The organism is Streptomyces sp. NPDC045846, assembly GCF_056431605.1.
In genome coordinates, this window is sequence record NZ_JBWKKJ010000001.1 from 992812 (window position 1) to 1008354 (window position 15543).

Consider the following 15543-nt stretch of genomic DNA (forward strand, 5'->3'; position numbering starts at 1 on the left):
TTGGCGCGCGGAGAGAGGGGTCTTCACATGCGTACCTTCAACCGGGGAAGGGCGGGGCTCGTGGCCGGGGCGGCGCTGTCCCTGCTGGTCGCCATGGCCGGATTCGCCACCGACGCGCAGGGAGCCACGGGCACGTTCAGTTACGTACGGGCCGACACGGGCGGGGTCACCGGCATCGACAATCCGCCCGACCATTTCTGCTTCGTCGTCAGCGGCGAGGCGACGAGCGTGCACAACGGCACGAACAGCACCGCCCTGCTGTTCGAGGACGCGGAGTGCGACCCGAATCAGTTCCTCGACGCGGCGCAGCCGGGGCAGACCCTCGTGTTCGGGGTGCGGCGTCCCCTGAGCGTGCGGTTCGGCGGCTGATCACCAAACCACCCCGGGCGGACGGCGTCGTGAACGGGATCGAGCGGCTGTTGGAGAAGGCCACCCCTGCCTGACGGCCGGGACCGGGGACGGGGGAGGATCGGTCGGGTAGCCCCTCCGGACAGCGCAAGGACCCCTCGTGACACAGCCTCAGGCGAAGCCGCCGCTTCCCCAGCCGTTCGACGCCACCCACTTCGAGGACCCGTACGCGACGTACGCGCGGTTGCGCGAGGAAGGGCCCGTCCACCACATCCGGCTGCCCGACGGGTCGGCGGTCTGGCTGGTGCTGCGCGAGGCGGACGTCCGCGCGGGGCTCACCGACCCCCGGCTCTCGGTCAACAAGGCCCGCGCGGGCAACGGCTACAAGGGGTTCTCGCTGCCGCCCGCCCTGGACGCCAACCTCCTGAACATCGACCCCGACGACCACCTGCGGCTGCGCCGGCTCGTGTCCAAGGCCTTCACCCCGCGCTACGTCGAAGGGATGCGGCGGCGGATCGAGGACGCGTCGGAGCGGCAGGCCGACGCTCTGGCCGAGCAGTTGACGGCGGAGGGCACCGTGGACCTGGTCGCCGCGTTCGCCCAGCCGCTCCCCGTCGCGCTCATCGGCGACATCCTCGCCGTGCCCGAATCCGAGCGGCACGCCTTCTCCGGCTGGGTCACCACCATGATGGATCCGGCCGGCCCCCAGGACCTGGTCGCGGCGATCGGGCACATCCACCGCTTCCTGCTCGACCTCGTGGCCGCCCGCCGCGCCGAGCCCGGCGACGACCTGCTGTCCGAACTCATCGCCGCGCGCGACGATGGCGACCGGCTCAGCGAGGACGAGCTCGTCTCGCTCGCCTTCCTCATCCTGATGGCCGGCAGCGAGAACACCCAGCACGTCATCAGCGGCGGAACCCTCACCCTGCTGCGCCACCCCGACCAGCTGGCCGCCCTGCGCGCCGACCCGGGGCTCCTGCCCGGCGCCGTCGAGGAACTCCTGCGGTACGTGCACCCCAACCAGAGCGCCATCCGCCGCTTCCCCACCGAGCCGATCGAGCCCGCGGGGGTGCCCGTCCCGGCGGGCGACACGGTCCTGCTCTGCCTCGCCGCGGCCCATCGCGACCCGGAGCGCTACCCGGAACCCGACCGCTTCGACATCCACCGCGCGGACACCGCCCACCTCGCGCTCGGGCAGGGCATGCACTACTGCCTCGGGGCGGCGCTCGCCCGCATGCAGCTGCACAGCGCCCTGGGCACACTCGTGCGCCGGTTCCCCGAGCTGGCCCTGGGCTGCCCCGCCGAGCAGCTCGCCTGGCGCACCTCGTTCAGGTCGCACGCCCTCAAGCGGCTGCCCGTGCGGATCGGACGGTAGCCGCGGGCCCATTGCCGGGCGAACACCCCTGTGGTTAGCCTGTGTTCGCCATTCCGGCCGCTGGCCGGAGTTTCGAACAATGAGGGTGGGTGGCCGAGCCATGGGCCGACTGGTTCCCGCGGTGACCAGGGCGCTGGACGTCCTCGAACTCTTCCTGGAGAGCGAGGGCAGCCTCTCCGCGCCGGACGTCACGCGCCGGCTCCAACTGCCCCGCACCACCGTGCACGAGCTGCTCACCACCCTGGCCGCCCGCTCCTACCTGGCGCCGGTGCCCGAACAGCCCGGGCGCTACCGTCTCGGCGTACGCACCTACCAGCTCGGCAGCCGCTACGCCGAGCAGCTCGATCTGGCGGCCGAGGGGCAGCAGGTGGCCCGCGAGGTCGCCGAGACCTGTGACGAGACCGTGCACGTCGCGATCCTGGAGGACACCGACGTCATCTACATCGCCAAGGTCGACTCCACCCACGCCGTCCGCATGGTCTCGGCGGCCGGCCGCAGGCTCCCCGCGCACTGCACCTCCGTCGGCAAGATGCTGCTCGCCGCGCTGCCCGAGGCCGAGCTCGACACCCGTCTCGAAGGGCGTGAGCTCATCGGCATGACCCCCGACAGCATCACCGACCCCGCGGCCCTGCGTGCCGCACTCGCCGAGATCAGGGGCCGGGGCGTCGCCGTCGAGCACCGCGAGTCCAACCCGGACGTGAGCTGTGTGGCGGCGCCGGTCAGGGACGGCACGGGACGGGTCGTCGCCGCGCTCTCCATCTCCGTACCCATGATCAGGTGGAACGGCGACCGCGAGGCCGAGCTCGCCGAACTCGCCCGCAAGGGCGCGGGCGACCTCTCCGTACGCCTCGGCCACCGGGGCGTGCGATGAGGTACGAGCTCGCGGTGCGGGAGGCGGCCGAGCTCGGCGAGGGGCCGACCTGGGACCCCGCGGCCGGGCGGCTCATCTGGGTCGACATCCTCTCCTCGCGGATCCACACCTACGCGCCGGGCACCGGCCGCCGCACCGTCCTGGCCACCGAGCAGCACGTCGGCGCGGCCAAGCCGCGGGCCGGGGGCGGCCTCGTCGTCAACCTCCGCGACGGGATCGGGGCATACGGTGTCGAGGGCGGTTTCCGCTGGCTGCTGCGCGAGCCGGTGCCCGGACGGCGCGGCAACGACGCGGCTGTCGCCCCCGACGGGGCGTTGTGGGCCGGGACCATGCGCTACGACGAGGCGCCCGGCGGCGGCTCCCTGACGCGCCTCGCGCCGGACGGCACGGCGACCACCGTGCTCGGCGACGCGACGGTCAGCAACGGCACCGGCTGGAGCCCGGACGGGCGGCTCATGTACTACATCGACACCCCCACCCGGACCGTCGACGTCTTCGACTTCGACCAGCAACTGGCCCACGACAGAAGGGTGTTCGTCCGGATCGAGGACGGCGCCGGACATCCCGACGGGCTGACCGTGGACGCGGAGGGAGGCGTCTGGGTGGCGCTGTGGGACGGCGGCGCGGTGCGGCGGTACGCGGCCGACGGCAGGCTCGACCAGGTGGTCGAGCTGCCCGTGCGGCGCCCCACCGCCTGCGCCTTCGGCGGACCGGACCTCGCGGACCTGTACATCACGAGCGCCCGCACGGGGCAGGCGGCACCGCACCCGCTCGCCGGCTCCCTGCTCGTCGTGCCGGGGGCGGGGCGCGGACTCCCCGGATTCGCCTTCCGCGGCTGATGGAGCGTCAACGCACGGGTGCCGACCGGTGGTTCCGGGCGGCACCCGTGCGCTGGTGCCTCAGCGGGCCGAGAACGAGTGGACCGTGGAGGTGCGGTACGTCGTGCCGGGACGCAGCACCGTCGAGGGGAACGACGGGTGGTTGGGCGAGTCCGGGAAGTGCTGGGCCTCCAGGCAGAGGGCGTCGCCCTGGCGGTAGGTGCGGCCGGAGGTGCCCACCAGGGTGCCGTCGAGGAAGTTGCCGCTGTAGAACTGCAGGCCCGGCTCGGTCGTGTACATCCGCATCACCCGGCCCGACGCCGGGTCGGACAGGGTCAGGGCGTATTCGGGTGACGCCGAAATCCCCTTGTCGAGGACCCAGTTGTGGTCGAAGCCCTTGGCGCGGACCAGCTGCACGTCGCCCTCGCGGATGTCACGGCCGATCCGCTTGGTGCGCCGGAAGTCGAACGGCGTGCCCGCCACCCGTGCCTGTTCTTCGGTCGGGATGAGAGCGGCGTCCACGGGCGTGTAGCGGCTGGCGGCGAGCTCCAGGGTGTGGTCGTGGACCGAACCGCTGCCCTCGCCCGACAGGTTGAAGTAGGTGTGGCTGGTCAGGTTGACGACGGTGGGCCGGTCCGTGGTCGCCTCGTAGTCGATGCGCCAGGCGCCGCGCGCGGTGAGGGTGTAGGTGACGCGGACCTTCAGGGTGCCGGGGTAGCCCATCTCGCCGTCGGGGGAGACCCGGGTCAGGACGAGACCGGTCTCCGAGCCGCGCGTGAACCCTTCCACCCGCCACATCTGCTTGTCGAAGCCCTTGGTTCCGCCGTGCAGGCTGTTGGCGCCGTCGTTGAGCGGAAGCTGGTAGGTGTGGCCGTCGAGCGTGAACCGCCCCGCAGCTATGCGGTTGCCGTACCTGCCGATCAGGCCGCCGAAGTACGGGCTCTTCGCCACGTAGTCGGCGAGGTTGTCGAAGCCGAGGGCGATGTTGGCCGAGTGGCCGTGCCTGTCCGGGACGTCGAGGGCGTGGACGACCCCGCCCCAGGACAGCACCTGGAGCCGGGTGCCGCCGTTGGAGACGGTCCACACGTCCACCGCCGTGCCGTCGGCGAGGGTGCCGAAGTGCTGCTTCGACGGGGAGCGGCTCGGCGCGGCCTGAGCGGTGCCGGCGCCGAGCACCGTCGTCGCGGCCAGGCCGGCGGCGCCCGCCGCCAGGACCGTACGTCTGCTGGTGTTCATGGAGCGACTCCTTCGGTGAGGTGAGGAAGGGGCATGGTGGGACTCACGAACCGACCTTGCGCTTGTTGTAGACGTCGAAGCCGACCGCGGCGAGCAGCACGAACCCCTTGATGACCTGCTGGTAGTCCGTGCCGATGCCCACCAGGGACATGCCGTTGTTGAGGACGCCGAGCACCAGGCCACCGATGATGGCGCCGAACACCGTGCCGACGCCACCGCTCATCGAGGCGCCTCCGATGAAGGAGGCCGCGATGGCCTCCAGTTCGAAGTTGACGCCCGCGTTGGGGGTGCCCGCGTTGAGGCGGGCGGCGAAGACGACGCCGGCCAGCGCCGCGAGCACGCCCATGTTGACGAAGACCCAGAACGTGACCCGCTTGTCCTTCACGCCGGACAGCTTCGCCGCCGCCTGGTTGCCGCCGAGCGCGTACACATGGCGGCCGACGACGGCGTTGCGCATCACGAAGCCGAGCCCGATGAGCAGCGCGGCGAGCAGGAGCAGGACCACCGGGACGCCCCGGTAGCTGGCCAGGGTCATCGTGAAGGCGAGGACGGCCGCGACCATCGCCACGCACTTCGCGACGAACAGGCTCCGGGGCAGCACGTCGAGTTCGTACGCCCGCTGGCGCCGCCGGGAGCGTCCTTCCTGGAGCAGCACGACGGCTATCAGGACGAGCCCCAACAGGACCGTCGGATTGTGGTAGTTGGTGTCCGGACCGAAGGCCGGGAGGTAGCCCGTGGAGATCTTCTGGAAGCCGTCGGGGAACGGGCCGAGCGAGCGCGAGCCGAGCAGGATCTGGGTGCCGCCGCGGAACAGCAGCATCCCGGCCAGGGTGACGATGAACGACGGTATGCCGACGTAGGCGATCCAGAAGCCCTGCCAGGCGCCCGCCACCGCTCCGATGACCAGCGCGATGGCCAGGGCGAGCACCCAGGGCACATGGTGCTCGACCATCATCACGGCGCACGCGGCCGACACGAAGGCCGCCAGCGAGCCGACGGACAGGTCGATGTGGCCCGCGATGATGACGATCATCATGCCGATCGCGAGGACCAGGATGTAGCTGTTCTGGAGCACCAGGTTGGTGACGTTGTTCGGCTTGAGCAGCACCCCGCCGGTCCAGATCTGGAACAGCACGACGATCAGGCCGAGTGCGACGAGCATGCCGTACTGGCGCAGGTTGCGCCGCGCCGCGCCGAGCAGCAGCGCGGCGGGCGCCGGGCGCGGGGAACGGGGCGCCGGCGGGGCGCTGCGGGGGGTGTCGGTGGTGACCGGACCCATGGCGACTACCTCTTGTTCGTGGTCATGTGGCGCATCAGGACTTCCTGCGTCGCCTCGGCCCGCGCGACCTCACCGGTGAGCCGGCCGGCCGCCATCGTGTAGATGCGGTCGCACATGCCGAGCAGTTCGGGAAGCTCCGACGAGATGAAGACGACGGCCTTGCCCTGGGCCGCGAGCTGGTCGATGACGGTGTAGATCTCGTACTTGGCACCCACGTCGATGCCGCGGGTCGGCTCGTCGAGGATCAGCACATCGGGACCCGCGAAGATCCACTTGCTGAGCACGACCTTCTGCTGGTTGCCGCCCGACAGCCGCCCGACCTGTTCGAAGACGGTGGGCGCCTTGATGTTCATGGACCGGCGGTAGGACTCGGCGACCCGGCGCTCCTCGTGCTCGTCGACCACCCCGCGCCGGGCCACCCGGCCGAGCGCGGCCGTCGTGATGTTGCGGGCGATGGTGTCGATGAGGTTCAGGCCGTACTGCTTGCGGTCCTCGGTGACGTAGGCGATGCCGTGGGCGACCGCCTCCGGGACGGTCCTGGTGCGGATCTCGCGGCCGTCCTTCCACACCGAGCCGCTGATGTTGCGCCCGTAGGAGCGGCCGAACAGGCTCATCGCGAGTTCGGTACGGCCCGCGCCCATCAGGCCCGCGATGCCGACGATCTCGCCCCGCCGCACGTGCACGGACACGTCGTCGACGACCTTGCGCTGCTGGTCGATGGGGTGGTGCACGGTCCAGCCGCGTACGTCGAGTGCGGGGTGCGCGCCCGGATCGCCGTCGTACGCGGTGCGTTCGGGGAAGCGGTGGTCGAGGTCGCGGCCGACCATGGCCCGGATGATCCGGTCCTCGGTCGTCGCCGGGTCCCGCACGTCCAGGGTCTCGATGGTGCGGCCGTCGCGGATGACGGTGACGGTGTCGGCGACCGCCGCGATCTCGTTCAGCTTGTGCGAGATCACGATCGACGTGATGCCCTGCTCCTTCAACTCCAGGATCAGGTCCAGGAGATGAGCGCTGTCCTCGTCGTTGAGCGCCGCCGTCGGCTCGTCGAGGATGAGCAGCTTCACCTCCTTCGACAGCGCCTTGGCGATCTCCACCAGCTGCTGCTTGCCGACGCCGATGTCCGCGACCCGGGTCCCGGGGTGTTCGCTCAGGCCGACCCGCTTCAGGAGCCGGGCCGCGTGCCGGAGCGTCTCGTGCCAGCTGATGATGCCGCGGGTGGCGTGCTCGTTGCCGAGGAAGATGTTCTCCGCGATCGACAGGTAGGGCACCAGCGCGAGTTCCTGGTGGATGATGACGATCCCGCGCGCCTCGCTGGCCCGGATGTCCTTGAAGGCGCAGTGCTCCCCCTGGAAGAGGATGTCGCCCTCGTAACTGCCGTGCGGATGAACGCCGCTGAGGACCTTCATCAGGGTCGACTTGCCCGCGCCGTTCTCCCCGCAGATCGCGTGGACCTCGCCCGGCGCGACCGTGAGGGACACGCCGGACAGGGCCCGCACGCCCGGGAAGGTCTTGACGATGGAGCGCATCTCAAGGACGGCGGGCGCCTCCTGGGCGGGCGCGCTCACTTCAGGTCACTCGCCTTGATATAGCCCGAGTCCACCAGGACGGACTGGTAGTTGGACTTGTCGACGCTGACCGGGTCGAGCAGGAAGGACGGCACGACCTTCTTCTCGTTGTCGTACGTCTTGACGTCGTTGACCTGCGGGGTCTTGCCGTTCAGTACGGCGTCGGCCATCTGCACGGCCTGTTTGGCGAGGGCCCGGGTGTCCTTGTACACGGTCTGCGTCTGGTTGCCCGCGATGATCGACTTGACCGACGCCACCTCGGCGTCCTGGCCCGTCACCACGGGGTAGGGCTTGGCGGGCGTCCCGTAGCCGCCGGAGCGCAGCGCGGACAGGATGCCGATGGAGATCCCGTCGTACGGCGAGAGCACGGCGTCGACGCGGGCCGACGAGTAGGCCTTGGTCAGCAGGTCGTCCATGCGTTTCTGGGCGGTCGCACCGTCCCAGCGCAGCGTGGTCACCTGGTTGAGGCTGGTCTGTCCGCTGAGGACCACGAGCTGCTTCTTGTCGAGATAGGGCTTGAGGGTCTTGAGGGCGCCCTGGAAGAAGTAGCGGGTGTTGTTGTCGTCGGGCGATCCGGCGAACAGCTCGATGTTGAACGGCCCCTTCTTGGAGCCGTCCTTGAGCCCCAGCTTGTCGACGATGTACGAGGCCTGGAGCACGCCGACCTTCTCGTTGTCGAAGGAGGCGTAGTAGTCGACGTTGGGCGAGCCGAGGATGAGCCGGTCGTAGGCGATGACTTTGATGTGCTGGTCGGCGGCCTGCTTGAGGACGTCGCTCAGGGCGCGGCCGTCGATGGCGGCGATCACCAGGACGTCCACGCCCTTGGTGATCATGTTCTCGATCTGCGCGACCTGCTGGTCGACGTTGTCCTCGCCGTACTGGAGCTCGGTCTTGTAGCCGAGGTCCTGGAACTGCTTGACCATGTTGTTGCCGTCGTTGATCCACCGCTCGGACGACTTGGTCGGCATGGCGATGCCGATGGTGGAGCCCTTGCCGCCCTTCTTGGTCTCCTTGCTGCCGCCCTCGCCGCTCTGGCCGCAGGCGGCGAGCGCGAGGACGAGGGAGCCGGCGACGAGGGCGAGTGCTGCTCTGCGGTTGCGGCGCATGGTCATCAGTCCTTGGGGGAGAAGCGGTTGAGGGGGCCGGGGAGACGCGAGCCGAGCGGGGACATGCCGCCGTCGGCGCCGTGCCGGGCGAGCAGGTCGAGCGCGAGCCGGCCGCGGCGCACGCGCTCGCGCGCGGTGTCGAGGGCGGCGTCCCGCAGGTGCGCGCCGTACGGGTAGATGCCGGGCGCCCGGGAGAGGCCGAACTTGAGGTACAGCGGGGCGGCGCGCCGGATCAGCTCGGCCGCCTCGTACATCCGCACATAGCCGCCGAGATCGTCCGGCGCCTCGATGTACAGGTCCAGCGGGATGCCCGACACCCGGCGGATCTCGGTGAAGTGCGTGGCCGTCAGGTCCGAGGGCACGTTCACGGAGTCCGCGCCGAGCCGCTCGTACACCGAGACGGAGGCCGGGTTGACCGGGCCGATCAGCGCCGAGACCTTGAGGGTGGTGTCCGAGGGCAGCAGGCCCCGCTCGCGCAGCCGGTGCAGGGTCCACAGCACTCCCTCGTCGGCGACGAGCAGGCAGGGCACCCCCAACTCCGTTGCCCGTAGGGCGTCTTCGACGCACCCGGCCAGCGCGTCGTGGCCCCGGGCGCGCAGTCCCGCGCCGCCCGAGGCGGTACGGGTGGAGCCGCCGGTGTCCCAGGTGCCGCGCGGCCCGGTGAACAGGCAGAGCTCGATGCCGCGCGCCGCGCAGGCCTCGGCCATCTCGGTGATCTCCGCGTCGGAGAGCATCCAGACGCCGCTGCCCTGGCTGACCCGGTGCACGGGCACGTCGAGCCGGGAGGACTCCTTGAGGACGACGGCGAGCGCCTCGGGGCCTTCCACGGAGGGGATCTCGGTGCGCCAGGTGCCGCCGTCGGGGAAGACGTGCGGGGAGGAGTCGGCGGGGTTGTCGGCGGGGGCGGCCAGGCCGAGCGCCGAGAGGGCCCGCTCGCCGGGGCGGCGGGGTCCCGCGGGGGCGCGGAAAAGGGGTGGTGTGTCGGTCACAGGCGGGATTCCTTGCGTGAGCGGGCCTTCGCGACGTTCGGTATGTCGAACGTGGTTCGGCTCATTGGGTACGAAGTCCTGGGGCTGGGGGCCATGGGGAGGGGGGCGTGCCTAGGGGCGCAGCAGGACCTTTCCGGTCTTGGGGTCGCCGCCGCCGACCAGCGCGAGCGCGTCGGCGTACCGCTCCAGCGGGAACTCGTGGGTGATCAGTGCGGCCGGGTCGATCAGGCCGGTGGCGTAGGCCCGGACGGCGAAGGACCACGCGGCCGAGGACGCCCCGAAGACGCTGCGCACGGTGAGCTGGCTCAGCGAGAGGTGCACGGGGTCGATGCCGGTGGCGCCCGGCGCGAACATGCCGGTGAGGACGGCCCGGCCACCGCGCCGGGCGAGCAGGACCGCGTCGGCCGCCGTCGAGGGCGCGCCCGCCGTCTCGATCACGAGGTCGTAGCGACCGCGCACGTCGTCGCGGAAGCTCGGGGTGCGGGCTTCGGTCGCCCCCATGTCGCGGGCCAGTTCGGCCCGTTCGAGCCGGGGGTCGATCACGGCCAGCTCGCCGGGGGAGTGGCGCGCCAGGAACTGGACGGCGAGCAGGCCCAGGGTGCCCGCGCCCACGACCGCGATGCGCTCGCCCGGCTCGGGCGCGCCGGCCCGTACCGCGGCGGCGACCACGGCCGCGGGTTCCAGGAGGGCGGCGGCCCGCAGGTCCGCGTCGTCGGGCAGCAGGTGCAGCAGTCGGGCCGGGACCACCACGTGGTCGGCGAAGCCGCCGGGGTGGGTGAACCCGGTCTCGGCGTAGGCGGCCGTGCACAGCGAGGTCTCGCCGCACCGGCAGCGCTCGCAGGTGCCGCAGGTGCGGAAGCCCTCGGCGACCGTCCTGCGCCCGACGAGCGCGGGGTCGGTGCCCGGCCCGGCGACCTCGACGGTGCCGGCCCACTCGTGGCCCGGGACCAGCGGGTAGCGGACGTAGCCGGGGGCGCGGTGGCCGTCGTACACCTCGCGGTCGCTCAGGCAGACCCCGGCGGCGGCGACCCGCACCACGACCTCCCCCGGCCCCGGCTCCGGGCGCACGCCGTTGACCAGGCGGTGGCCGCCCGGGGCGTCGACGACGATCGCGCGGCTGCTCATCCGCGCGCCCCGGACGGGTCGCGCTTCTCCCAGCCCTCGGCCCACAGGTCGAACCGGGCCTGCTGCTGCGGGAATTCGGCCGCCGCGTCCACGTCGAGCTCGACGCCGAGGCCGGGGGCCTGTGGCAGCTCGAAGTAGCCGTCGACCACCTGCGGGGCGCCCCTGACGACCTTCTTGATGTCCGCGTCCGCGAAGTCGTTGAAGTGCTCCAGGATCTTGAAGTTCGGTGTGCAGCCAGCCACTTGGAGGGAGGCCGCGGTGAGCACCGAACCGCCCACGTTGTGCGGTGCGACCAGGGTGTAGTGGGTCTCCGCGGTCGCGGCCAGCTTGCGGGTCTCCAGGATGCCGCCGATGTGGCCGACGTCCGGCTGGATGATGTCGGCGGCCTGCGACTCGAAGAGCTCGCGGAACTCGATCCGGTCGTGGACGCGCTCGCCGGTCGCGAGCGGGATGTCGACCTTGCCCGCGACCTTCGCCAGCGCCTTGAGGTTCTCCGGCGGCACCGGCTCCTCCAGCCACGCGGGGTCGAACCGCGCGAGCTCGTGGGCCAGGCGCACGGCGGTGGCCGGAGAGAAGCGGCCGTGCATCTCCAGCATCAGCTCGGTGTCCGGCCCGATCGCGTCCCGCACCGCCTCGATCAACGAGACCGCGTACAGCGACCGTTGATGGTCCAGCTCGTAGTGCCCGGTGCCGAACGGGTCGATCTTCAGCGCCCGGTAGCCGCGCTCGACGACCCCTTGGGCCGCCTTGTGGTAGGCCTCCGGGGTGCGTTCGGTGGTGTACCAGCCGTTCGCGTACGCCTTGACCCGGTCGGTCACCCTGCCGCCGAGCAGCTGCCACACCGGCACGCCGAGGGCCTTGCCCTTGATGTCCCAACAGGCCATCTCCACCACGGCGATGCCCGACATCACGATCTCGCCGGCCCGCCCGTAGTCGCCGTACTTCATCCGGCGCACCAGGTCCTCGACGGCGAACGGATCGGATCCCGCGATGTGGTTGGCCTCCGCCTCGCGGAGATAGCCGATCAGGGCGTCGGTGCGGCCGAGCATCCTGGTCTCGCCGACGCCGGTCAGGCCCTCGTCGGTGTGGACCTGGACGTAGGTGAGGTTGCGCCAGGGGGTCCCGACGACGTGCGTGCTGATTCCCGTGATTCGCAAGGCAGTTGCTCCCGGGGCTGCTGTCCATGACGTTCGATATTTCGTCATGCGTTCGAAATTCTGGCGTGACGGTAATGACGTGCGGCGGGGGGTGTCAATGGGTCGGACAGGAACCGCTCCCGGGTGGTGCGGAGGTGTTGACGCGGGGGCGGAGGAGGCGGAATGCTCCCCGTCGTCGACCTGCGGAAAGCCGTCCGAAATCTCGAACGCTCAGCGACCCCCTCACCGACCCGCTCGCCGTGGCCCCGCGCACCGACACCGTCAACGCCGCGGCACCCACCTTCACCGCCCCGTTCGCCCCGTACTCGGTCACGGTCCCGGAGGTGCGCACCGGCTGGGCGGCGGCCCAAGGGCGTTGTTCCGCACGGGGGTTCACGGGAGGTTGTACCCATGTGGCGGGAATGGCGGTGTTGCCCCTGCGGCGCACGGTGCGCGAGCGTGCTGTGCCATGGACCGTGACAACACCGCCACCCCCTTCTCCCTCTCCCGCCGCCAACTCCTCGCCGCCGCGGGCGCGGCCGGAGCCGTCACCGCCGTCGGCCCCGTGCCCGCCCTGGCCGCGCCGCGCACCGGACTCTCGCTCCACTTCACGCAGTCCACCAACGGCGCGGCGACCCTCTCGCCCGCCGGTGACCGGCTGATCGCCGAGGTGCAGGACGTCCTGTGGTCGCTGCCCCGCGCCGGCGGCAGGGCCGAGCCCCTCACCCCGGCCGGACTCGAACCCACCCGCCCCGTGTACGCGCCCGACGGCGGGCTCATCGCGTTCTGCGCCTACAAGAGCGGCAACTACCACATCTGGACCATGCGGCCCGACGGCTCACAGGTGCGCCAGCACACCGACGGCCCCTGGGACGACCGGGGCCCCGCGTGGTCGCCCGACGGCACCCGCATCGTCTTCGCCTCGGAGCGCGCCGGTGATCCCGTGGCGGGCAGCCCGTACCGCATCCACGTACTCGACCTGCGCACCGGCCGGTTGACCCGCCTCACCGGGCTCGCCGGACAGGAAGGCCCGCTCCAGAACGGTCCGTGGGAGGACTTCGACCCCACCTGGTCGCCCGACGGCAAGCGGATCCTGTTCGTCCGCGCCCAGGCCGTCACCACGCCGTTCGGGCTCGGCGTGGACGCCAGAACCGTCGCCGCCGTCCCCGCCGACGGGGCGGGCGCGGTCACCGTCGAGCACACCGAGACCGAGAACGCGCAAGTCATGACGCCGTGCCTGGCGCCCGACGGGCGTCGCCTGGCCTATCTGCGCACCACGGCCGCGCCCAATGCCTCCTGCGTCCTGGTCGTCGACGGCAAGCCCGTCCCGGTCACCGGGGACATCGCCCCGATGCCCCCGCGCTGGACGGCCGACGGCGAGCTGCTCCTCACCCTGGACGGCCGGTTCACCCTCGTGCGCCCCGACGACCCCGCCGAGCCGGAGACCATCGCGTTCGAGGGCGTGTTGCCCGTGGACCGGCCGCGCTACCAGGTCAAGTCCTACGACCTCGGCGAGGAACGGGTGCGCCCGGTGCGCGGCATCCACCTGCCCGCGCTGTCGCCGGACGGCAAGCGCATCGCCTTCGCGGCCCTCAACTCGCTCTGGCTCGCGGACACGTCGGGCTCCCGGCCGCCGCAGCGCCTGCGCCAGTCGTCCGCCACCCGCTATCTGCTGGGGCCGGTCTGGGCGCGTGACGGCGGCTCCCTCCTGTACGCCGACGACCGGGACGGGCTGCTCGGCGTCTACCGGCGCGATCTCGCCACCGGGGACGAGAGCGCCCTGACCACCGGCGGCCGGGTGCACCCGGCGCTCTCACCCGACGGGACGCGGCTCGCCGCGATCGACATGTCCGGCCGGCTCGTCGTACGCGACCTCGCGAGCGGCACCGAACGCGTGCTGGTCGCCGCGCTCGGCGCGGGCGGACTGCCCGGCCGCCCGACCTGGTCGCCCGACGGCCGGTATCTGGCCCTGTGCGACCGCAACCGCCTCAACCTGCGCTTCCGCGAGGGCTACAACGTCATCCGGGTCGTCGACACCAGCACCGGCGCCGACCGGCTGCACGCCGTCGCCCCGCACGCCTCCATCGCCGACCGCTACGACTCGGGCCCCGTCTGGTCGCCCGACGGCCGCTGGATGGCGGTCGTCGTCGAATCCGCCCTGTGTCTGCTGCCCGTCGCCCCCGACGGCACCCCGCAGGGCCCGCCGCGCACCCTCACCACCGAGCCCGCCGACCATCCCTCCTGGTCCGGCGACTCCAAGACGCTGCTCTACCTCTCCGGCGCCCGGCTGCGGCTCATCGGCGTCGACGGCGGCGCCGCGCGCACCGTACGGATCGCCCTCGACCAGCGCAGGCCCGCGCCCGCCGACACCGTGGTGCACGCCGGGCGGCTCTGGGACGGCACCGGCGAATCGGTGCGGGACGACGTCGACATCGTGGTGCGCGCCGGACGCGTCGCCGCCGTCGAACCCCACCGCAAGCGCGGCGCGCTGCGCAGCATCGACGCCTCGGACCGCACCGTCGTGCCCGGGCTCTGGGACACCCACACCCACCCCTGGCAGAGCACGTACGGCGGGCGCCAGACCGTCGGACAGCTCACGTACGGCATCACCACCGCCGTGTCGCTCGGCGGGTTCGCCTACGAACAGGCGCGCATCCGCGAGGCCGTCGCCACCGGGCAGCTCGCCGGGCCCCGGCTGCTGACCACCGGGGAGCTGCTCGACGGATCACGGGTCGCCTACAGCATGGGCCGCGCCCACCGCACCGAGGCGGGTCTCCAGCGGTCCCTTGAACGCGGCGCGGCCCTCGACTGGGACTTCGTGAAGACCTATGTCCGGGCGCCGAGCTGGATCATGCGGGAGGCCGCCCGGTTCGCGCACGAGCGCCTCGGCGTGCGCTCGGGAAGCCACCTCGTCTCCCCGGGTGTCGAGGTGGGCCAAGACCTGACGACCCATCTGCTCGCCACTCAGCGCGCCGAGTTCGGGCACGCCACCAGCGCGACGGGGCACGCCTACGAGGACGTCATCGAGATCTACACGGCCCGGGGGATCAACTTCGCGCTGATCGTGACGCCGTTCACCTCGGCGCCGCTGCTCGGCGCGGACCCCGCGCTCGCCGACGACCCCCGGGTCACCACCGTCATGCCGCCCTGGGACTCGGCGGCCGTGCGGAAGGCGTCGGGCGTCGCGCCGACCGCGGCCCAGCTGGCCACCCTGCGCACGGAGACCGACGTCTACCGCCGGGTCCTGGAAGGGGGCGGACTCGTGGCGCTCGGCACGGACCAGCCACTCGTGCCGGTGGGACTCTCGCTCCACCTGAGCCTGCGCGCCCTGCATCGCGGCGGCCTGTCCCCGGCCGCGGCGCTACGGACGGCGACCGTCCTGCCGGCCCGGCTGTTCGGGCTCGACAAGGACCTCGGCACGGTCGAGCGGGGCAAGCTCGCCGATCTCACCCTGGTCGACGGCGACCCGTTCACGGACTTCGACTCCCTGGTGCACACCACGGGGGTCCTCAGGGGAGGCGTGCCGTACACGACCGACGAACTGGTGGGGACGTTCGAGCCGCACGAGCGGCACGCCGCGGCGACGGCCGAGAACTGGCTGGAGGTGGGCCGCCTGATGCGCCGCGACGGCTGCTGCGACGCCGGTCTCTGAGACCACCGGGCCGGGCCACCCCCGTGGTCCGGCCTCCGGGCCG

12 protein-coding genes are annotated in these 15543 nt (G+C 72.0%); 5 read left to right on the forward strand and 7 right to left on the reverse strand.

The window, feature by feature from the left end; genetic code table 11:
• Nucleotides 1-27 precede the first annotated feature (27 nt).
• From AC07F3_RS04415 to AC07F3_RS04430, 4 genes are all read left to right on the forward strand, one after another.
• Complete coding sequence (locus AC07F3_RS04415; protein ID WP_479110326.1) at nucleotides 28-369, forward strand: hypothetical protein; 342 nt, start codon at nucleotides 28-30, stop codon at nucleotides 367-369.
• Between the two features lie 139 nt (nucleotides 370-508).
• Entirely contained in the window at nucleotides 509-1723 is a 1215-nt protein-coding gene (locus tag AC07F3_RS04420; protein WP_479110328.1) for a cytochrome P450 family protein, read from the forward strand.
• Nucleotides 1724-1823: 100 nt separating this feature from the next.
• Nucleotides 1824-2594 (forward strand): IclR family transcriptional regulator, encoded by a 771-nt coding sequence (locus AC07F3_RS04425; protein ID WP_479110330.1) that lies wholly within the window; start codon nucleotides 1824-1826, stop codon nucleotides 2592-2594.
• Nucleotides 2591-3433 (forward strand): SMP-30/gluconolactonase/LRE family protein, encoded by an 843-nt coding sequence (locus AC07F3_RS04430; protein WP_479110332.1) that lies wholly within the window; start codon nucleotides 2591-2593, stop codon nucleotides 3431-3433. The genes AC07F3_RS04425 and AC07F3_RS04430 overlap by 4 nt, the downstream gene beginning before the upstream one ends.
• 60 nt (nucleotides 3434-3493) lie before the next feature.
• Here the strand turns inward: AC07F3_RS04430 and AC07F3_RS04435 are convergent, their stop codons facing one another.
• From AC07F3_RS04435 to AC07F3_RS04465, 7 genes are all read right to left on the reverse strand, one after another.
• Nucleotides 3494-4648 carry an aldose epimerase family protein gene (locus tag AC07F3_RS04435; protein WP_479110334.1) on the reverse strand — a complete coding sequence of 385 codons (1155 nt, stop codon included), beginning with the start codon at nucleotides 4646-4648 and terminating at the stop codon, nucleotides 3494-3496.
• A 43-nt stretch (nucleotides 4649-4691) separates the two neighbouring features.
• Nucleotides 4692-5927 (reverse strand): multiple monosaccharide ABC transporter permease, encoded by a 1236-nt coding sequence (mmsB, locus tag AC07F3_RS04440; protein WP_479110336.1) that lies wholly within the window; start codon nucleotides 5925-5927, stop codon nucleotides 4692-4694.
• 5 nt (nucleotides 5928-5932) lie between these two features.
• The gene (gene mmsA, locus AC07F3_RS04445; RefSeq protein ID WP_479110338.1) at nucleotides 5933-7492 is read right to left on the reverse strand and encodes a multiple monosaccharide ABC transporter ATP-binding protein; all 1560 of its coding nucleotides are present in this window, start codon (nucleotides 7490-7492) and stop codon (nucleotides 5933-5935) included.
• Entirely contained in the window at nucleotides 7489-8598 is a 1110-nt protein-coding gene (chvE, locus tag AC07F3_RS04450; RefSeq protein WP_479110340.1) for a multiple monosaccharide ABC transporter substrate-binding protein, read from the reverse strand. Before chvE ends, mmsA begins: the two co-directional genes overlap by 4 nt.
• 5 nt (nucleotides 8599-8603) lie before the next feature.
• A complete protein-coding gene (locus AC07F3_RS04455; RefSeq protein ID WP_479110342.1) occupies nucleotides 8604-9587 on the reverse strand; it encodes a hypothetical protein in 984 nt (327 codons plus the stop codon).
• A gap of 111 nt (nucleotides 9588-9698) precedes the next feature.
• On the reverse strand, nucleotides 9699-10712 hold the full coding sequence (locus tag AC07F3_RS04460) for a zinc-dependent alcohol dehydrogenase (RefSeq protein ID WP_479110343.1): 1014 nt from the start codon (nucleotides 10710-10712) through the stop codon (nucleotides 9699-9701).
• Nucleotides 10709-11869: a mandelate racemase/muconate lactonizing enzyme family protein gene (locus tag AC07F3_RS04465; protein WP_479110344.1), complete on the reverse strand. Its 1161-nt coding sequence runs from the start codon at nucleotides 11867-11869 to the stop codon at nucleotides 10709-10711. Before AC07F3_RS04465 ends, AC07F3_RS04460 begins: the two co-directional genes overlap by 4 nt.
• A 448-nt stretch (nucleotides 11870-12317) precedes the next feature.
• On the opposite strand from AC07F3_RS04465, the gene AC07F3_RS04470 reads away from it, so the two are divergent.
• Nucleotides 12318-15500 (forward strand): amidohydrolase family protein, encoded by a 3183-nt coding sequence (locus AC07F3_RS04470; RefSeq protein ID WP_479110346.1) that lies wholly within the window; start codon nucleotides 12318-12320, stop codon nucleotides 15498-15500.
• Nucleotides 15501-15543 lie beyond the last annotated feature (43 nt).